The following is a 19,701-nucleotide window of genomic DNA, read 5'->3' on the forward strand; positions in this document are numbered from 1 at the left end:
AATCTTTTATCTTAAATTAATATTAAAACTCAGCATTTTGAGGGGTTCTCGGGAATGGTATAACATCCCTTATATTGCTCATTCCTGTTGCAAACATCACTAAACGTTCAAACCCTAACCCAAAACCAGAGTGCACGGCGGTTCCATATTTACGCAAATCCAAATACCACCATAAATCTTCTTCTGGAATATTAAGGGCAGCCATTTTTTTCTTGAGTACATCTAAACGTTCTTCACGTTGGGCACCGCCTACTATTTCGCCAATACCAGGAAATAAAATGTCCATAGCTCTAACCGTTTTCCCATCCTCATTCAAGCGCATATAAAAGGCTTTAATATTGGCTGGATAATCATATAAAATAACAGGGCATTTAAAATGTTTTTCAACTAAAAAGCGTTCATGTTCACTCTGTAAATCGGTCCCCCACTCATCAATAATGTATTTGAATTTCTTTTTCTTGTTGGGCGTACTGTCTCTTAAAATTCCAATGGCTTCAGTATAACTTAAACGCGTAAAATTGTTTTCTGTTACAAAATTTAATTTTTCAATTAGACTCATCTCACTTCTTTCGGCTTGTGGCTTTGTTTTTTCCTCGTCTAAAAGCCTCTGATTTAAAAAGTCTAAATCCTCACGATTGTTATCTAAAATATACTTAATAATGTATTTTAAAAAACTTTCTGCCAAATCCATATTACCTGCCAAGTCCATAAATGCTACTTCAGGCTCTATCATCCAAAATTCTGCAAGATGTCTGGATGTATTGGAGTTTTCAGCTCTAAATGTTGGTCCAAAAGTATATACTTTACCTAAAGACATGGCGTAAGTTTCTGCTTCTAGCTGACCAGAAACCGTAAGATTGGTTTCTTTTCCGAAGAAATCTTGAGAGTAGTCAATTTGCCCATCTTTTGTAAGCGGCGGTTTTTTAGCGTCTAAACTGCTTACACGAAACATTTCTCCAGCACCTTCGGCATCACTTCCAGTTATTATTGGGGTGTTTACATAGTAAAAACCATTCTCATTAAAATAGCTATGTATTGCGAACGAGAGGGCTGATCGTAAACGCATGACAGCACTAAACGTACTGGTTCTAGTACGTAAGTGGGCATTTTCCCTTAAAAATTCAAACGAATGTTTTTTAGGTTGTATAGGATACGTTTCAGGATCTGAATCTCCTAAAATTTCAATATTTTTCACAATGATTTCAACGTTTTGTCCCTTGCCAAGACTTTCTACTAACTCGCCTTTTATATGAACTGCCGCACCTGTGGTAATACGTTTTAAAATGATTTCCTCTGTATTTTCAAAGTCAACAACACATTGAATATTGTTAATGGTAGAACCATCGTTTAATGCAATAAATCTATTAGCCCTAAAGGTTCTTACCCAACCTTTAATATCTACTTCTGCTATTGCTATTTTTTGTGATAACAATTCTGAAACAGTACGTGTTTGCATGTGTATAAAATTTAAATGTAAATATAAAAAAGACTTTTGGCTTTCTAGTTAGAATGCCTGAAAAACGAGTTTAATAATAAATTATAAATAAAGGAATTTCTAATTAAAAGATTGAATTGTCGCCATCATCGTCTTCTGGAATGATGTTGATAGCAGGTTCTCTTAATACTTCTTTATTGGCTATGCTTCTTTCTAAGGACAATAATAATGATGGTAGAAGTACTAAGTTTGATAACATAGCGAACAATAAGGTAGCCGAAACCAAGGCGCCTAAAGCCACTGTGCCGCCAAAGCTAGAAATAGTAAATACGGAAAAACCAAAGAATAAAACAATGGACGTATAAAACATACTAACACCAGTTTCGCGCAACGCACCATAAACAGAGGTTTTTATTTTCCAGTTATTTGCCTGTAATTCTTGTCTGTATTTTGCCAAAAAGTGAATAGTGTCATCTACCGAAATTCCAAAAGCAATACTAAACACCAAAATGGTTGATGGCTTTATTGGAACGCCTAAATAACCCATTAAACCAGCAGTAATTAATAACGGCAATAAGTTGGGTATGAGCGATACAACAATCATTCTAAAAGACCGGAACATAAAAGCCATAAATAATGAAATAAGTAAAATGGCAAGCGATAAAGAAATGACTAAATTTTTAACCAAGTATTTAGTCCCTTTTTGAAATACCAAGGCCTTACCGGTCATAGTAACAGTATATCTGTCCTTTGGAAATACTTTATCTATTTTGATTTGAAGATCTTCTTCAATACGTTCCATTTTATCGGTACCAATATCCTTCATAAAGGTTGTGATGCGCGCGTATTGTCCCGTACTATCAACAAAATTATTAATCAAGTTAATATTAGATGTTGAGTTTTTTGCGTACGATAAAATAAAGTTATTTTCTTGTGAGGTTGGTAGTTGATAATACAACGGATTTCCATTGTAATAAGCCTGTTTTGAGTATTTAACCAACCCAACGACAGATATAGGTTTCGATAATTCGGGTATTTCTATGATTAACTCTTCCAACTCATTCATCCGCTTTAAGGATGGCAGTTTCATAACACCTTGTTTTTGTTTGGTGTCCACCATAATTTCCAGCGGCATAATGCCATTAAACTCACGTTCAAAAAAACGAATATCCTCAAAAAATTCGGTTTTTTTGGGCATATCTTCAATGAGGCTTCCAGAAATTTTTATCTTATAAATGCCAATAATACTAGCTATAAGTAAGATTACCGAGGTTGCGTAAATTGCTATGCGCCGATGTTTTACCATCTGTTCAATCCAATTAACAAAACCGCCAATCCATCGCTTATTTAAATGTTCTAAGTGGCGATCTTTTGGGTAGGGTAAAAAAGAATAAATAATAGGAATGATAAGCAAGCACAACAGAAAAATACCAACAATACTTAACGAAGCAACAACCCCAAATTCTTTTAAAAGTTTACTTTCTGTTAGAATGAAGGTAGCAAACCCAGAAGCAGTGGTTAAATTGGTCATTAATGTGGCATTCCCAATTTTTGTGATAACACGCTGTAATGATTTTACTTTATTACCATGTAGTTTTACTTCATGCTGGTATTTATTAATTAAAAAAATACAATTAGGGATACCGATTACTATAATTAACGGAGGTATAAGCGCTGTTAAAACAGTAATCTCGTAGTTTAACAATCCTATAATACCTAATGTCCACATAACACCAATGCATACAACAATAAGTGATATAAATGTGGCTCTTAATGACCTAAAAAAGAAAAAGAATATCAACGATGTAACTAATAATGCAGCAATGATAAATAGACCAATTTCATCAACAATGTTTTGTGCATTGAGGGTTCTTATATAGGGCATTCCAGAAATCCTTACATCTAGCTTTGTAGCGTTTTCAAAGGTTTCTGTTTTTGGCAACAACACATTAACAATAAAATCTTTTCTGGCAGATGTGTTTACAATATCCTTTTTTAAATAGATAGCAGTACGAACCGTTTTTGTTTTGTTATTGAACAAGAAATTGTCATAAAAAGGATATTTATTAAAAAGTTCATCTTCTAGTATTTCAATTTGTTTAGAAGATGAAATGGAATCTTTTATAAATGGACTTAAAATGAATTTTTCATTAAGGGTGTCCTTAACGAGCTTTTGTAAATCTTTAATAGAAATAACAGATTCTACAGCGTCATATGTTTTAAAACTATCTGATAATGCATTCCAAGCATTTAATTTTTCAACAGAAAACAACGTGGAATCCTTAACCCCAATCACAATGAGGTTCCCTTCTTCACCAAAGGTTTTTAAGAAATTGTCATAGGTAAGGTTAATAGGGTGCTCATCAGGTAAAAGATTGGCTTCTGTATAGGTGAAGCGCATATGTTTCCATTGGGTGCTGAATAAAACAGTGATGATTAAAATACCAACAAGAATCGCAATTTTATTACGTAAAATAAGTCTCGCCGTAACTGACCAAAAATTTGTTGTAAAAAGCTTAAACATCCTTTAATTTAAAGTTGGCAAAGGTAGAAAAAACAATGAGTTAAGTGATTAATTGATCTATAATGTTAAGTTAAATGTAAATTTAAAAGCGATATTATCATCAATATTCGGTAAATGATAAGCGCCATATCTGTAAGCAAAACTTAAACCGAAGCCAAAAAATAGTTTGTTAATTTCAAACCCAGATTCTGAGTATCCCTTTTCTAAAGTTCCAAAAGAGATATTTTGATGTCTATCTATGTTGTCCATATCACCAATGGCAAATCTGCTTATTAATACCAATTGAGGTTTATACTTTTCAGAAATATTAAAAGGTTTCAAAGCGTGTTTTATTTGTAGCGTTGTAAATTTATCAGAGAAGAATTCATTGAAAAACATGGTTTCAAAACTACTTGTGCCCGCAACAGAAAAACGTCTTAAAATCTTTTCTTTGTTGATATTGTTAGGGTAGGCGTGATACAAATGCGTTAATGGCGCATGACCATTGGATATACCAGAAACTATTGTGATTTCAGATAGGCTTTTGTTTTTGTGCTGTATTTGTTGAATGGTCTTGAATTCGAAATTAGAAAAATTAAAATCACCTTCAAAAACATCCTTAAAACTTTTGGTATATTGAAATGTGAATTTTGGGAAGCCATCTTCTCCTTCTTCAACACCTTTTTCAGCTAGTTCAAAATTACTAAATGGGCTCCATTGTACTGCTATTTTTGCCAAGCTAAGATTGAATAAATTATAATTGGCGCCATTTAAGGCAAACTCATAGGCATAAGTTGGATTTATATCATTTATGGATAATTGTGTTTCTGCTAAAATATTCGGACTTAATTGATATTCTAAAGAGATAGATCTTGAGATAATTTTATGGAATAAACTAATGTTTAATAACCTAGGTTCAAAGAGTTGAAAAAAACGCTTGTCGGTTAAAAAAGGATAACTGCCCGTTTCTTGTAAATCATCGGTATACGAAATATCCAGCCAAGTATTGGTTTTTTCTGCTATTCTGAAACCTGCGCCTATACTATACTTAAACCGATGATCTTTAAAGCCATAAACAACATAAGAGTTTATTCTGAATTTTTCTGAAAAAGCATCATTTGTTATACCGCCCAAGCCTGTTCTTAAAGCTTCATATTGGTTGTATTTAACCAGATATCTTAAATCAAAATTGAAGTATTTGGTGGGTAAATATCCATCCGCCAATTGTTTTAAAAAACCACTTTTTTTAATAGAATCTTGAGTTGGTTCAGTACTAGTTTCCGCTGTAGTTTGGGCTCGCACCAACCAAGAAAAAAGCAATAAAAACGCGAGGGTACATAATTTTGACATTAATGGCGATGTGTAAAGCTAAATTTATACAAAAGAAGCGATCCCGATAGCTATCGGGATCGCTTCCAAAATTATACTGTCATAATTTCTTTTTCTTTGAGCTCGAACATATCGTCAATTTTCTTAACGTATTTGTCAGTCATTTGTTGTATGTCTATCTCCGCATTCTTTTTAAGGTCTTCAGAAATATCATCAGATTTTTTGATTTCATTATTAGCATCCTTACGAGCACTTCGTACACCAATTTTAGCATCTTCGGCTTCTGCCTTGGCTTGTTTGGCTAGATCACGACGTCGTTCTTCTGTTAAAGGGGGCACGTTAATAATAATTGTATCTCCATTGTTCATAGGATTAAAACCAAGATTGGCGTACATGATGCCTTTTTCAATTTCCTGTAGCATGTTTTTTTCCCAAGGTTGCACAGTAATCGTTCTACCATCAGGCGTGTTTACGTTTGCCACTTGATTTATTGGTGTTTGATTACCATAATAATTTACAAGTACACTTCCCAACATGGCAGGACTAGCTTTTCCTGCTCTAATATTTACCAATTGCTTTTCTAAATGCCTAATAGCACTATCCATGGATTCTTTGGCCGTATCTAGTATAAATTCTATTTCCTCGTTCATTGTTTTAAACTTTAATGGTAAGTTATTGTTCAAAAAATTATGTCAAACTCTATATGTTTACTTCGGTGCCTACTTTTTCTCCGGAAACAACCTTTAAAAGGTTTCCTTTTTTGTTCATATCGAACACAATAATAGGTAAATTATTTTCCTGACTGAGTGTAAATGCTGTGGTGTCCATTACTTTTAATCCCTTTTTTAAAACTTCATCAAAAGATATAAAATTGAATTTAATAGCGGTACTGTCTTTTTCAGGATCTGCATTGTAAATACCATCAACTCTGGTGCCTTTTAAAATAACATCGGCTTCAATTTCTATAGCTCTTAAAACAGCGGCGGAATCTGTAGTAAAATAAGGATTTCCTGTTCCTCCACCAAAAATAACCACGCGCCCTTTTTCTAAATGACGAATAGCTCTTCTACGTATGAAAGGTTCTGCCACTTCATTAATTTTGATGGCAGACTGTAATCTTGTTTGCATGCCTGCATTTTCTAAAGCACTTTGTAAAGCCAATCCATTTATAACGGTCGCTAGCATACCCATATGGTCGCCTTGAACACGGTCCATCCCTTTGCTTGCTCCAGAAACACCTCTAAAAATGTTTCCACCACCTATAACTATAGCGACTTCAACACCTTTGTCGGTTATGGTTTTAATATCTTCAGCGTATTCGGCTAAACGTTCGGGATCTATACCGTATTGGCGATTTCCCATTAAGGCTTCACCTGATAACTTAAGAAGTATTCTTTTGTATTTCATCTTTACTTTTGAAAGTTTAGCAAAGCTACATAAAAATTTTATTTTATAAATTTATATAAAACTGAATTGAATAAAAAAAGCCACTATGATTTATAGTGGCTTTCAATTAACTTTATACTTTTTCTTAACCTAAAGAAACACGTTTAAAACCTGTAATAGCAACATCTCCATATGAAGCTACATATTTGGCAACGTTTATTTTATCATCTTTAATAAAGTTTTGATCTAATAAACATTGTTCTTGGTCTAAAGTCGTGTTATCTGAAATAAAACGGTCTATCTTACCTGGTAAAATTCTATCCCAAATTTGCTCTGGTTTACCTTCTGCTTTAAGTTCTGCTTTTGCAGCTTCTTCAGCTCCAGCTAATACTTCAGGAGTTAATTGAGCCATAGAAATGTATTTAGGTACATTTTTTAATGTTTTACCTAAACGCGCTAATTCTTCATTGTCTTTTTCGATAACCGCTATTCTTGCCTCAAGTTCTGAAGCGATAAAAGCAGGATCAAAATCTTTATAAGACAATGTAGAAGCACCCATAGATGCTATTTGCATAGCAACGTCTTTAGCCAGCGTTTCTGCATTTTTAACCTTAGCAGATAAACCTACTAAAGCAGCAATTTTGTTAATGTGAACATAGCTACCAACATAAGGAGCTTCTAATTTTTCAAATGCATTGATGTCTAATTTTTCACCTATAACGCCCGTTTGTTCAATTAATTTTTCGGCAACGGTCATGCCTCCAAAATCGGCAGCCAAAAATTCGTCTTTGGTATTATAGTTAAAAGCCAAATCTGCTAATTGATTTGCTAATGCCACAAAGTTTTCATTTTTACCCACAAAATCCGTTTCGCAACCTAAAACAATCGCAACGCCTACAGTATTGTCAGCATTAACTTTTGCTATGGCAGCACCTTCAGACGATTCACGATCGGCTCTGTTTGCAGCAACTTTTTGTCCTTTTTTACGTAAAACATCGATGGCTTTATCAAAATCACCTTCAGCTTCCACCAAGGCTTTTTTACAATCCATCATACCGGCACCGGTAGCTTGTCTTAATTTGTTTACTTCTGCTGCTGTTATTTGTACTTTAGCTTCCATATATTTTTTAATTTAAAAAGTCGTTCAATAAATTTCCAACAAAGAAAATAACTAAACGACTTATTTATGTTGTATTAATGTTATTTATTCTTCTTCGTCCGCTGCAACTTTTACAGATGTCGCTTTAGATTTTGTTTTTGTTACGATTTCTTCAGACTCATCAGAATCTTCAAAACCGTCTTTTTCAGCTTTACGATCTGCTAAACCATTGGCAATAGCCGTAGTTACGTGAGATAAAATTTTATCAATCGATTTAGAAGCGTCATCATTTGCTGGTATCACATAATCAACTTGACGTGGGTCTGAGTTGGTATCAACCATTGCAAATATTGGAATGTTTAATTTTTGAGCTTCTTTTATCGCGATATGCTCACGTTTTATGTCTACAACAAATAAAGCACCTGGTAAACGAGTCATATCTGCTATAGAACCTAAGTTTTTCTCTAACTTAGCTCTTAAACGATCAACTTGCAAACGTTCTTTTTTAGATAATGTCAAGAAGGTTCCATCCTTTTTCATTCTATCGATTGAAGCCATTTTTTTAACAGCTTTTCTAATAGTAACGAAGTTGGTTAGCATACCACCTGGCCATCTTTCTGTAATGTAAGGCATGTTGATAGCTCCTGCTTTTTCAGCAACAATATCTTTTGCTTGTTTTTTTGTTGCAACGAATAAAATTTTACGGCCAGAATTTGCAATTTTGCTTAACGCTTCACTTGCTTCTTCAATTTTTACCGCTGTTTTATAAAGGTTAATAATATGGATACCGTTGCGTTCCATATATACATAAGGGGCCATGTTTGGATCCCACTTACGTGTAAGGTGACCGAAGTGTACACCTGCTTCAAGTAATTCTTTTACTTCTACTGCCATGTTTGTAATAGTTTACGTTCTGTTGATTAGCAATGTTCCTTTTTAGACTTTAGGCTTTAAGCAGTATGCTTTAGGCTATTGGCTTTAGGCTTCATTTAGATGCTTAACTAAATCCTGACTTTTAAGGTCATGGACAACAATAACTGGTTTATTTAAATGCTGAACTCGTTTCAGCAACTTTTTAATTGAACAAGATTCTCAGTATCTGATGAAACAGATCCTGAATCAAGTTCAGGATATTAACGTTTAGAAAACTGGAATTTTTTACGCGCTTTTTTCTGTCCGAATTTTTTACGCTCAACCATTCTTGGGTCTCTAGTTAATAAACCTTCTGGTTTAAGTGTCAATCTGTTTTCCGCATCTAATTCGCACATTGCGCGAGAGATCGCTAAACGAACAGCTTCTGCTTGACCAGTAATACCGCCACCTAATACACTTACTTTAATATCAAAGTTACCTTCGTTATTAGTCAATGCTAATGGTTGGTTAACTTTATACTGTAAAGTAGATGTTGTAAAGTAAGCGTTTAATTCCTTTTTGTTTACTGTGATGTTACCTTTACCTGGGGCAACATATACACGAGCAACAGCCGTTTTTCTACGGCCAATTTTGTGAATTACTTCCATTACATGAATTCGTTTAAGTTAATTGTTTTTGGTTTTTGTGCAGCATGGGTATGTGCAGTACCAACAACAACATTTAAATTACGGAATAATTCTGCTCCTAATTTGTTTTTAGGTAGCATTCCTTTTACCGATTTTTCTACAACTCTTGCTGGATCTTTTCCAAACAATTCTGTAGCTGTTAAACTTCTTTGACCACCTGGATACCCTGTGTGACGAATGTATGTTTTGTCATTCCACTTGTTTCCTGTTAAGTTGACTTTTTCTGAGTTGATAACAATGACGTTATCTCCGCAATCAACGTGTGGTGTGAAGCTAGGCTTATGCTTACCTCTTAATAGTTTTGCAACTTTTGAAGCTAAGCGACCCAAAGATTGACCGTCAGCATCAACTAAAACCCACTGCTTATCTACAGTAGCTTTGTTGGCTGAAATCGTTTTGTAGCTTAATGTGTCCACGTTATTAATTTTTTCTTATTAAACATTCCTCTCTCAAAAAGAGTTTGCAAATTTACAATTATATATTTGATTACCAAATACAGACGAATATTATTTATAGTTAATTTATTGGGTGGTTTTCAAGAGGTTTTTTATGGACGTTGAAAAATGGGATAAAAATTTTATTGATGAAGTATGATGGCTATACCTGTGTTAAAAAACTAGCGTTAAATTTTAGGAATGAATATTTGAAAATTAGTTTAAAATTGTTTGTTTTTTTCTTGTTTTTTTATTGTCAACTGGTTTTTACTTCCAATTTATTTTGTCAGTTTGTTTGTCATAGCTTTTGCTATCAATGGATTGTACTTCGGTATAAGTTTTGTTAGCCACTTTTTTAAATGTTGATTTTCTAGCTGCAATAAATTCCAATTTCTCATCGGCTACTTCTGGCCAAAGCACAATGTTCGTTCCTTCAAATTCCGATTTTACACTCGCATAAAGTATTCCGTCAACTTCTGGAAATTTTTCTTTTATATAATTTGAAAAGGCGCAGGTTATTTTATAGTTGGATTTATGTTTTTGTAGGTCAAGAGTGAACTCTTTAGCTATGAATTCGTTGAATTTTTTCAGCTCTTCAAATTCTTTACTTTTTTCAAACCCGTCGTAAAACTTTTTCATTTCGTCAAATCCCGAATTTTTTCCTATATTTTCATCTGTCGGTAGAATCATAGCGAGTTTAAGAGACTCCTTTAAGTCCCAAACGCCAATAGTCAAAACTTCTTCCTCGCTATTTTCGTTTCCTCTAAAAATAGATACAGCTTCTGAAATTCCAGTTATTTGGTTTTTATTATCATTACAGTAGAAAAATCCTTGTCCAGGTTCATTTGCTCTTCCAAAGTTTGTAATATTTAAAATATCCTTTCTGTAAGTTAGTTGGTCAGATTCTTCAAATAGGTTTTCACGATTGTTGTGTCTCCTAAATCGAATTAATTTATATGGTTTGTATTCATAAAATGGTATTGGAATTATTTGATTTTTCAGAATGTTTTTTATGTGAGAATAACTGGAAATCGTATCCTGTTCTTTCAGTTCGTTAAGTTTGTTGATTATTTGCTCGGATTTTGTCATTTTTAGCTTGCTGCCAACCTTATACTCAACAGTATTTTTATTACATTAAAAGTCCACCAATTCCTGATAATAAATGAATAATTATGCAAGTAATTCCGAAAATTTTTCCAAAATTGTTTTTAGAAAATAGAGAAATAAACCCAGCAATAATTAATGGAATAAGCAAAGCTCCTAAGAGGTATACGAGAAAATCTAACAAATGATTTGTATCAATGCCATAAATGACTAATACATAAATTAGCGCACTTATAATTCCCAATATATAACCAGTTTTATTTGTCATAATTGTTTAATTTTCATTTAAGTTTTTTTCAAATTCACTCATTTTAATTTTCATTTTGGCTGATGAAATTGAGGATTCAAGATGTGAGTTGTAAAAATTATAATTGTTGACACATTTTTGAGTATAAAATTTGATTTGATTATCAATTATTTCAAATTCGCAACTTTGGTCTAAAAGATTGATTATTTTTTTACTTAAATCGATAATATCGGAATCAATCTCAAAATTTTCTTTTGTTACATTAATTCCATATTCGTATTTGTCTTGAATTATTTTTAGTTTTTCTTTATTAAATTTTTCTGAAAGTTTAATAGAATCGAATAAGATTTTTAATTCAGAAATCAGCGCTTGATTGGTTTTATTAAAATTTACATTTAAAGAATCCAATCTTTTTAAAATCAGTTTTGATTCAGTTAGATTATTTTTTTTGTCCTCTTTTAATCTGTTAACACTTAAAAGCGTTGCCAAACCACTATTAGCTATGTCCGATTTACATTTTAAGTAGTTTTTATTTATTTCTAACACTTTTTCATAGATTAATGATTGAATTTTTTCATTATTCTTGTCAACTTGACTCTCGCAAGATAAAAGTGAAAAAGTGATTAATAATGTTAAGAAATATTTCAATGGTTTGTGTTTTTTCATATTGTTGCCAACTTTTTTTATTTCAATACATTATCAGTATTTAAATAAGTTTCATTCAAAAGTTGGTGCCAAAGTTGTAACATATGTACTGAATTTAAAGGAATTACAGGGTTTTCCCCTAATGAAAAATCTCTTTTAATTGTTATATAGAAAATTTCTTCATTTGTTTTTTTGATTATCCAATCAGTTTGTGTACGATTATTTCTTATTAAATTTGATTCAGAAAGACCGAATTTTGAAAGCCAATTATCAGTTAAAGGAATGGGTTGCCAATCTTTGTTACTATATATAATTTTTTCTGTTCCATTTTTATTCTCTAGGGTAATTGAGAGTTTAGACATATCAATTACCTTTAATATCTCATTATCAACATTAATGAATGCTGAATAGATTAATTCAGGGCTTAAAGAGTTATTTATATCAAACTTTTTCATTCTTACTGTCAAATTTTTCTTTCAAATCTTCTTTTTGACCTTTCGTATGATGTCTTTTCCCAAGTTGAATCGAAACCGTTCCAATATATTCTCATAAGATAACTGCCTGAAGTAGTCCAAATAACTACTTTTAAATCATTGTATTCAAAGACAATATTGTTGTTGTCATTATTACTTTTTAAGAATTTATTGTTTTTATCAATTTCGCTTTCGATTTTGTTTAAAAATTCAAAAGCTTGGTCTTTGGATAAGTTCTTAAATCCATAGCCTTGAAATATAACTCCTGCATCATTCCAATATTCACCATAGAACCCCAAAACTAAACCCTCTTTGTTTTGAGACTCACATTTATATAATAATGTGGTCATTTCGCCTGAACTTGCAGCGGCCAAAGGAATAGCTTCAAACTGCAAAGCACTTTCAGAAGTTTTTAGAACATTGTGGATTAGAAAAGTTTTTGCTTTAAACAGAGAAATATCTTTGCTAAATTCTTTTGCTTGAAAAAGATTGTAATCATTTTGTTGAATTTGAGCAAAAGTATTAATTGACATTATTAAAGTCAAAATGAAAATGGTTAGTTTTAATTTCATAAACTATTTAATTTAAATGTATGTTAACTTGTTAATATACTATATTTTTCCTACCTATCTAATCCACAAACCCCATCAAAGCATAAACCAATGCCCCTTGCCAATTAATAGGGTTAGAAGATTCTTTCGGTCAAGTGGTCCATTAGATTTTAATATTCAATTCAAGTCGCCCACCAAAACCAAGTTCAATGATTTTTTGAAGGGTCGAAATACGAGCTTCCTTCATGTTGTTCTCAATTTTTGAAATGTAGGATTTCGTTGTCCCAACTTTTTCGGCAAGTTGTTCTTGTGTCATTCCCATTTCTATACGCGTGTCGTGAATCAATGTGCCGATTTTGAAGGATTCATAACCTGCTTCCAATTCGTCACGTTCTTTTGTTCCAAGTTTACCGTAGTTTTTATCTTTGAACTCTTCTAGAGTCATTAAATTTTTATTTTTTGTATTCGTTTTCATATTCTGCCTTTATTTTAAGTGCCATTTCAATTTCTTTCTTCGGTGTCTTTTGAGTCTTCTTTTGAAAACCGTTTGCTACAACAACCAATTGTCCTTGGTCAAAAAAACAGAAAATTCTAAAAATGTCGCCACCAAATTGTACCCGGATTTCATATAATCCCTCCGTGTTTTCAATGTGTTTTAGATAAGTCTCTGGAACTCTTTGTAAGTCTTCAACTAAGCTAAAAGTCCAAACAATTTTAGCTTTTACCTTTTTTGTTTGCTTCTCGAAGAAGTCTTGAAAGTAGTGCTTGTAAAAAGTTATCCTTCTGTGTTTCTGATTTTTATCCACTGGGCAAAGATACAAAAAGTTTCCCTAAAGTGAAACATGAAAAATTATTTTATATGAAAGTCGTTTTGTTGGGTTTATCAAAATAATCAATCCACAAACCCCATCAAAGCATACACCAAAGCCCCTTGCCAATTAATAGCAATTTCATTGTGGCTATAAGATTCTTGGTCGTCTATCCAATCGGTCGCTTTGTGTCCGCCACCAACTAAATAGCCTGGCCATGGTGCTTCAATACCATCAGCTCCAGAACGACGATCGTGTGGATGCATAGGTGGGTTTATACCCAAGCCTGTTACAAACGAACGATTGTAGACGTTTTTACCAAAAATATGATCTATAATACCAATTGCGGTTTCTATATATTCTTTTTTTGGCTGCATCTTATTGGCAATTTGCAAATTCATGGTTTGGCGAGCTACCGTGCCATTACAGCCCCAAAAATAGGTTCCAGCAAGCGCACGGGAATACACATCGGTTTTACCTTTTTCAACCAAGGCATCTGCATTTTCTGTAATATTGTTTTTTATCAATGTGTCAATTTCAGGACTTTTATCTTTTCTTTTCGAAAGTGCATACGTGAACATACCAAGGTTTGATACATTTCCCCAATCCCAATTTTCCTCAATCTTATAATCCATTAAGGCAGCTCTTTTTTCGAAATCGTCTAAACACGTTTTGTCTCCTGTGGTTTCCCATAGTTCTGCTGCTGCCCATAATTTGTCGTCGTTATCTCTGGTTTGGTAGCCACCGGTTTTAAAGTCGCCTTGCACAAAACGTTTTTCTTCTGGATGTTCCTGTAAAAATCGATAACTTACCCAAGCGGCATCCAAACATTTTTTGGCATAAGCAGCATCATAGGGTTCAAAATAGCGAGCGGCCATAGCCATCATAGCTACAAAATCGGCCGTGGCAGCAGAACTCCATTCCGTAAAATAGCGTTTTTCTTCATCTTTGTCTGCCATAATAAAATCAGAAAAATTTACCCGTGTTAATTTGTGCGACACTTTTCCGGAGCCATCAGGATATTGCATTTTAAGAATCCAATCGGTTTCCCATTTCAATTCCTTAAGAAAATCAGGCAATCCTGGCGCTGTATCTGGAAGGTCTAACTGAAGTTTTTCAATTTGTGGTTGATAGTGATCCCAAGCCATAAAAAGCACACCAACAGTAATACCGGCATTAACCGTATATTTTCCGTAATCGCCAGCATCGTGCCATCCGCCTGTACCGTCGCGTTGCGAATTTGGATTGCCAATATAATCGTCAAAACCATCTTCTAAATGGCAGGTATCCTGATAGAAATGGGTTCCATTAAAATCGCCATTAACTTCCATACCACAACGCCATAAATAAAAACCACGCATACTTGTTTTGGCTGCAAAATTAAAAACATCGTCAGCTATCTTAAATGCGTTCGATCTACCAACGCCAACAGCTTCTATGACATAGTCGCCCGTTTTTGTGAATTCAGAGAAATCAGCTTTCCAAACGGTTTGATTAATATCTTCTTGTGAATACGGCCCCGTTGTTTTTCCTGAAAACACCACGTTGCCTTTTAAATCTAAAATATTAAAGACATCACTTTTTTGGGATATGGTTACCGTTTTTTTATGATTGGGTAAAAACCCAAGGGAATTGAAATGAATATGGTTAGACTGAGCTATTACACAAAAAAATGAAATGAAGAATATGAGGGTAACTATAATTTGTTTTTTCATGGTTGTTTTGTATTAATATGTTTATTCTGTGAGTTCCATTTTTCTTTTTTGATTTACCAAAAGTGAGCGATGTGTCTTGTTTTTTAATATAATCAAATTTGGGTTTTATTTTTTGCATAAGTTGTTCGACTAAGGTCGTGAACTTTTTAAAATAAAAAAACCGTTGAAGCTGAATTCAACGGTTTAATTTGATATTTTTAAAATCTGCCATCCTCCTATTTAGGACGACATAGTCTTTAAATTATTTAATAACCAGTTTTCTGGTTTCACTTATTTTATTTTCCGTAATCTTCAAAATATAAACACCGGTACTAAGGGAGGAAATATTTAATTCCTTGCCATTCAAAACGGTTGCATGTATTTGTTTTCCTAAAACATTATAGATTTCAATATTTTTAGCAAAGTTTTTCTTGGTAGTAATATAAATAATCTGCCTGCCTTCAGTCACTGGGTTTGGATAAATAGATAGCCCTTCTATGTTTTGTTGCGTAGAAGCATTACTAAAGTTGCTTTGAGAAAACCCTTGTTGGGTAATCAAAAAAGCAAAAAACAATAATGTAATTATAATGTAGTTTTTTTTCATATTTACCTGTGAAATGTAAAAGTAATAATTTACCACAAAACATATACCAAAAAAATGTTAAAGATTTGAACAATTTATCGAAAGTTACTGTTACGTAAGTTGTGCGTTACCTTATTGTTATTTATTTAAGAATTTTAATAAATTTATGTTATTAGTTTTATCTTTACCTTGTAATAAGGCTTAAACTTATTTAAAATAATGAATAAAAGAGATATAAAGATACTTTTGGTAGATGATGAACCAGACATTCTAGAAATAGTTAGTTATAATCTATCAAGCGAAGGGTATCAAGTTATTACTGCCGAAAATGGTATAGAAGCCGTAAAGAAAGCAAAAAAAGAACTTCCTCAATTAGTTATTCTTGACGTCATGATGCCAGAAATGGATGGTATTGAAGCCTGTGAACTTATTAGAAAAGATCCAAACCTAAAAGATGTTGTTATTACTTTTTTAACTGCTAGAGGAGAAGATTATTCTCAATTAGCTGGGTTTGATGCTGGAGCTGACGATTATATTACAAAGCCCATAAAACCAAAAGTGTTAATAAGTAAAGTAAAGGCGTTATTGAGACGTTTTAAGGAAGAAGATGTAAAAGACACCGTAAAAATTGGAAATTTAGTAATAAACAGGGATGAGTATAAAATAGTTTTAAAAGGAAAAGAGATAATTTTGCCAAGAAAAGAGTTTGAATTATTATCTTTACTAGCCTCTAAGCCAGGAAAAGTATTTAAACGCGATGAGATTCTTGATAAAGTTTGGGGAAATGAAGTGGTTGTAGGAGGTAGAACTATTGATGTGCACATTCGAAAATTACGCGAAAAAATTGGAGATGATTGTTTTAAAACCATTAAAGGAGTTGGCTATAAGTTTGTAGATTAATTAATGCAGGTAAAACTTAAAAAAACATACAAGTTTGCGATACGAACGTCGTTTTACATAACTATATTTATAACGCTCTTAATGAGTGTTTTTTTATATTATTATTTTGAACCTAAATGGCAACTTATTTTAGGCTTCACACTTTGCTGCTATGTTTTTTCATTTCTTGTCATACAATATAGGGTTGAAAAATTTATATATAAACGTGTAAAAAAAATATATGATGATTTAACACTTCTTGAATCAACAAATTTGTCCAGAGGACCCATAAATACCGATATGGCCACACTCACCCAAGAAATAGACAAATTTGCCCGCGATAAAAAACTGGAAATAGAAACCCTAAAGGTTAGGGAACAATACCGAAAAGAGTTTTTAGGAAATGTGTCGCACGAATTAAAAACACCCTTATTCACCATTCAAGGTTACATTTTAACTTTGTTAGACGGTGCCATGAACGATAAAAACATTCGGGAAAAATACTTGCAGCGAGCCAGTGAAGCTGTGGAAAGACTCAGTTATATTGTTAGCGATTTGGATATGATTACCAAATTGGAGGTTGGCGATTTAAGACTGAATATGGAGAGTTTTGATATTGTCGATTTGGCCAAAAATGTATTCAATATGATGGAAATGAGAGCCGCCAAAAAGAAAATAACCCTCACGTTTGATATTGATTATCTTAACCCAATTATGGTAAGTGCCGATAAAGAACGCATACAACAAGTATTAGCGAATCTTATTATAAATTCCATAAAATACGGAAGGGAAAAAGGAACTACAGAAATAAGTATAGAAAACCTTATTAAAAATAAGGTGATAGTTCGTGTAACGGATAATGGAGAAGGGATAGAGAAAAAGCATTTGTCACGCTTGTTTGAACGTTTTTATAGGGTAGATAAAAGTGGCTCTCGAAAAGAAGGAGGTTCTGGATTAGGTCTGTCCATAGTTAAACATATTATAGAGGCCCACGACGAAAAAATCTATGTTGAAAGTGAATATGGTGTTGGTAGCGAGTTTTCATTCACGCTCGAAAAGACTAAATAAATCTTTATAATCCGTTTCAAAACTAAAGCCCTCAAAACCTTTAAAGTGTTCCAAATGTTCAAGTTTCTCCAATGTAAAATCATTTTGATTACAATAAGGAACGATATTCAATTCACACAATCGCTTTGCTAAATATTCCTGTTCGTACTGCCCTGGAGTTGGTATAAAAAATGCTTTTTTGCCCAGTTTGGCCAAATCCATGATGGTAGTATAACCCGATCTGGAAATTATTAATTCACTTTCATTTATGGTTTTTTCAAGTTGTTCCGTAGTCATGAAATTGTATAGGGTCATGTTTCCAACCACTTGAATAGATTGCTCATTTTCTATGTTACCTTTAATAAAAACGGTCTTTTCTGTATGGTTTTTTAGTTCGGACAAAAGTTTTTCGCCTAATAAAGTGCGTTGCGGTTCTGGGCCAGAAAGAATCACTAAAAGTTTGTTTACAGGCTTAGTATCTTTTTTTAAAAATCTACTTAAAGGGCCGATATATGTTATTGGGACTTCAATGGAATTACTATGTACAAGTTTGCCGCTTAAATTGTTCTCAACTTCAAAATCGGGAACCCAACATGCATCAAAGTGTTTTATAAATTCTTTATGTAATAGAGTACTTAACCACGTAGAGCTACCGCTTAAAACATTCAGTTGATGTGTGACTATCACACTGGGGGCTTTTTTACTGTTAACGCCTAACCGATTATCAGATATAATGCCAACAATACCATGTGTTTCTACAATATGTTTCGTTGCTTTTTTTTCAGCTTTTATGGCTTTTAAAATCTTAGGAGTGTCCTTGAGCAATTTTAATTTGAAATATGCTTTTTTTTTAGAGTAACTAATTTTATAAGAAGGCAATTCAATAGAAAACAAATCAGGAAATTCTTTTTGCAACAATGCCAATGCGTCACCATCACTGGCAATGATGGGTTCAAAACCAAAATTTATAAGCGCATTTATAATGGGGATGCATCTAGTGGCATGCCCAAGTCCCCAATTTAAAGGAGCAACTAAAATTCTTTTTTTCATCAAGTATTTTTTTGGTGTGCCTTTTGCAAACAAAAGTCGGGCTTTCGGCAGTCGCTTTAAATTATTTTTAAGCAAATAATTTAAGAGCTCCAACAAATGCCTCAATCCCTCACACGAAATTCTACTAAATTCAAAGATAGTAATATTACTACTCTCACATATTTCCTTAATTTTACCAAAAAATAAGAATTAGACAGATTGGGAAGCAAGAATAAACTTAGAAGATTCAGGGAAAATGAAACATTCTCCAATGTATTTCAACCAACTAGAGAAGAACTTGTTATTGAAGAATTTGCATTAAAGGGCCATTGGAACAAGACTTTCTTTAAAAATGAAAACCCTTTGGTGTTAGAGTTGGGGTGTGGAAAAGGTGAGTATACTATAGCTTTGGCAAAAAGATATCCAAACAAAAACTTTATTGGTATCGATATAAAAGGGGCGCGTTTTTGGCGTGGTGCCAAAACAGCGGTTGAAGAACAAATTACCAATGTTGCTTTTTTGCGTACACAAATAGAATTGATAGATTTTGCATTTTCTCAAAACGAAGTGGATGAAATTTGGATTACGTTTCCAGACCCGCAAATAAAATATAAACGCACCAAACACAGAATGACCAATTCGGAGTTCTTAAAGCGTTATAAACAAATCCTTAAACCTGAAGGTGTTGTTAATTTAAAAACTGATAGCGAATTTATGCATGGTTACACGCTTGGCTTGTTACATGGTGCAGGACATGAGGTTATTTATGCTAATCATAATATTTACAAACAAGAAGGCAGCCCAGATGAAGTAACAAGCATTCAAACCTTTTACGAGTCCCAATATTTAGAGATAAACAAACCAATTACGTATATTCGGTTTAAAATTAAATAGT

General features: G+C 33.1%; 22 protein-coding genes. 3 read left to right on the forward strand and 19 right to left on the reverse strand.

Annotation, left to right across the window (positions count from 1 at the left end; genetic code table 11):
- Window positions 1–22 precede the first annotated feature (22 nt).
- From asnS to CSW08_RS00780, 18 genes are all read right to left on the reverse strand, one after another.
- Window positions 23–1,456 carry an asparagine--tRNA ligase gene (asnS, locus tag CSW08_RS00695; protein ID WP_106657990.1) on the reverse strand — a complete coding sequence of 478 codons (1,434 nt, stop codon included), beginning with the start codon at window positions 1,454–1,456 and terminating at the stop codon, window positions 23–25.
- Between the two features lie 103 nt (window positions 1,457–1,559).
- Window positions 1,560–3,959, reverse strand: coding sequence for an efflux RND transporter permease subunit (locus CSW08_RS00700; RefSeq protein WP_106657991.1), 2,400 nt, complete (start codon window positions 3,957–3,959; stop codon window positions 1,560–1,562).
- 57 nt (window positions 3,960–4,016) lie between these two features.
- Window positions 4,017–5,288, reverse strand: coding sequence for a hypothetical protein (locus tag CSW08_RS00705; RefSeq protein WP_106657992.1), 1,272 nt, complete (start codon window positions 5,286–5,288; stop codon window positions 4,017–4,019).
- A gap of 71 nt (window positions 5,289–5,359) precedes the next feature.
- Window positions 5,360–5,917, reverse strand: a complete 558-nt coding sequence (frr, locus tag CSW08_RS00710) for a ribosome recycling factor (protein WP_106657993.1) — start codon at window positions 5,915–5,917, stop codon at window positions 5,360–5,362.
- A 49-nt stretch (window positions 5,918–5,966) separates the two neighbouring features.
- Window positions 5,967–6,674, reverse strand: coding sequence for a UMP kinase (pyrH, locus tag CSW08_RS00715; RefSeq protein WP_100613451.1), 708 nt, complete (start codon window positions 6,672–6,674; stop codon window positions 5,967–5,969).
- A 124-nt stretch (window positions 6,675–6,798) separates the two neighbouring features.
- Window positions 6,799–7,773, reverse strand: coding sequence for a translation elongation factor Ts (tsf, locus tag CSW08_RS00720; RefSeq protein WP_106657994.1), 975 nt, complete (start codon window positions 7,771–7,773; stop codon window positions 6,799–6,801).
- Window positions 7,774–7,857: 84 nt separating this feature from the next.
- On the reverse strand, window positions 7,858–8,646 hold the full coding sequence (gene rpsB, locus CSW08_RS00725; protein ID WP_106657995.1) for a 30S ribosomal protein S2: 789 nt from the start codon (window positions 8,644–8,646) through the stop codon (window positions 7,858–7,860).
- A gap of 239 nt (window positions 8,647–8,885) precedes the next feature.
- The gene (gene rpsI / locus CSW08_RS00730; protein WP_106657996.1) at window positions 8,886–9,272 is read right to left on the reverse strand and encodes a 30S ribosomal protein S9; all 387 of its coding nucleotides are present in this window, start codon (window positions 9,270–9,272) and stop codon (window positions 8,886–8,888) included.
- On the reverse strand, window positions 9,272–9,727 hold the full coding sequence (rplM, locus tag CSW08_RS00735; protein ID WP_106657997.1) for a 50S ribosomal protein L13: 456 nt from the start codon (window positions 9,725–9,727) through the stop codon (window positions 9,272–9,274). The genes rpsI and rplM overlap by 1 nt, the downstream gene beginning before the upstream one ends.
- Before the next feature lie 285 nt (window positions 9,728–10,012).
- A complete protein-coding gene (locus tag CSW08_RS00740) occupies window positions 10,013–10,834 on the reverse strand; it encodes an RES domain-containing protein (RefSeq protein ID WP_106657998.1) in 822 nt (273 codons plus the stop codon).
- Between the two features lie 40 nt (window positions 10,835–10,874).
- The gene (locus CSW08_RS00745; RefSeq protein WP_106657999.1) at window positions 10,875–11,117 is read right to left on the reverse strand and encodes a hypothetical protein; all 243 of its coding nucleotides are present in this window, start codon (window positions 11,115–11,117) and stop codon (window positions 10,875–10,877) included.
- Between the two features lie 6 nt (window positions 11,118–11,123).
- Complete coding sequence (locus CSW08_RS00750) at window positions 11,124–11,762, reverse strand: hypothetical protein (RefSeq protein ID WP_106658000.1); 639 nt, start codon at window positions 11,760–11,762, stop codon at window positions 11,124–11,126.
- Between the two features lie 17 nt (window positions 11,763–11,779).
- Window positions 11,780–12,196 carry a hypothetical protein gene (locus CSW08_RS00755; RefSeq protein ID WP_106658001.1) on the reverse strand — a complete coding sequence of 139 codons (417 nt, stop codon included), beginning with the start codon at window positions 12,194–12,196 and terminating at the stop codon, window positions 11,780–11,782.
- Window positions 12,197–12,204: 8 nt separating this feature from the next.
- Window positions 12,205–12,786 (reverse strand): hypothetical protein, encoded by a 582-nt coding sequence (locus tag CSW08_RS00760; RefSeq protein WP_106658002.1) that lies wholly within the window; start codon window positions 12,784–12,786, stop codon window positions 12,205–12,207.
- 142 nt (window positions 12,787–12,928) lie between these two features.
- Window positions 12,929–13,210: a helix-turn-helix domain-containing protein gene (locus CSW08_RS00765; protein WP_238987172.1), complete on the reverse strand. Its 282-nt coding sequence runs from the start codon at window positions 13,208–13,210 to the stop codon at window positions 12,929–12,931.
- Window positions 13,211–13,217: 7 nt separating this feature from the next.
- Window positions 13,218–13,571 carry a type II toxin-antitoxin system RelE/ParE family toxin gene (locus tag CSW08_RS00770; RefSeq protein WP_106658004.1) on the reverse strand — a complete coding sequence of 118 codons (354 nt, stop codon included), beginning with the start codon at window positions 13,569–13,571 and terminating at the stop codon, window positions 13,218–13,220.
- An 86-nt stretch (window positions 13,572–13,657) separates the two neighbouring features.
- Window positions 13,658–15,289: a glycoside hydrolase family 9 protein gene (locus CSW08_RS00775; RefSeq protein ID WP_106658005.1), complete on the reverse strand. Its 1,632-nt coding sequence runs from the start codon at window positions 15,287–15,289 to the stop codon at window positions 13,658–13,660.
- 241 nt (window positions 15,290–15,530) lie between these two features.
- Window positions 15,531–15,872, reverse strand: coding sequence for a T9SS type A sorting domain-containing protein (locus CSW08_RS00780; protein ID WP_106658006.1), 342 nt, complete (start codon window positions 15,870–15,872; stop codon window positions 15,531–15,533).
- 198 nt (window positions 15,873–16,070) lie between these two features.
- Between CSW08_RS00780 and CSW08_RS00785 the strand changes: the two genes are divergently transcribed.
- Together CSW08_RS00785 and CSW08_RS00790 are read left to right on the forward strand one after the other, a co-directional pair.
- Window positions 16,071–16,751, forward strand: a complete 681-nt coding sequence (locus tag CSW08_RS00785; protein ID WP_106658007.1) for a response regulator transcription factor — start codon at window positions 16,071–16,073, stop codon at window positions 16,749–16,751.
- 3 nt (window positions 16,752–16,754) lie between these two features.
- A complete protein-coding gene (locus tag CSW08_RS00790; protein ID WP_106658008.1) occupies window positions 16,755–17,798 on the forward strand; it encodes a sensor histidine kinase in 1,044 nt (347 codons plus the stop codon).
- Here CSW08_RS00790 and CSW08_RS00795 read toward each other — a convergent pair.
- Window positions 17,772–18,827, reverse strand: a complete 1,056-nt coding sequence (locus CSW08_RS00795) for a glycosyltransferase (protein WP_106658039.1) — start codon at window positions 18,825–18,827, stop codon at window positions 17,772–17,774. The two genes, CSW08_RS00790 and CSW08_RS00795, sit on opposite strands and share 27 nt — an antisense overlap.
- Window positions 18,828–19,025: 198 nt before the next feature.
- Here CSW08_RS00795 and trmB point away from each other — a divergent pair, with 198 nt between their 5' ends.
- Window positions 19,026–19,700 (forward strand): tRNA (guanosine(46)-N7)-methyltransferase TrmB, encoded by a 675-nt coding sequence (trmB, locus tag CSW08_RS00800; RefSeq protein WP_106658009.1) that lies wholly within the window; start codon window positions 19,026–19,028, stop codon window positions 19,698–19,700.
- The last annotated feature ends 1 nt before the right edge of the window (window position 19,701 follow it).

The organism is Confluentibacter flavum, assembly GCF_002843175.1.
Taxonomy (GTDB): domain Bacteria; phylum Bacteroidota; class Bacteroidia; order Flavobacteriales; family Flavobacteriaceae; genus Confluentibacter; species Confluentibacter flavum.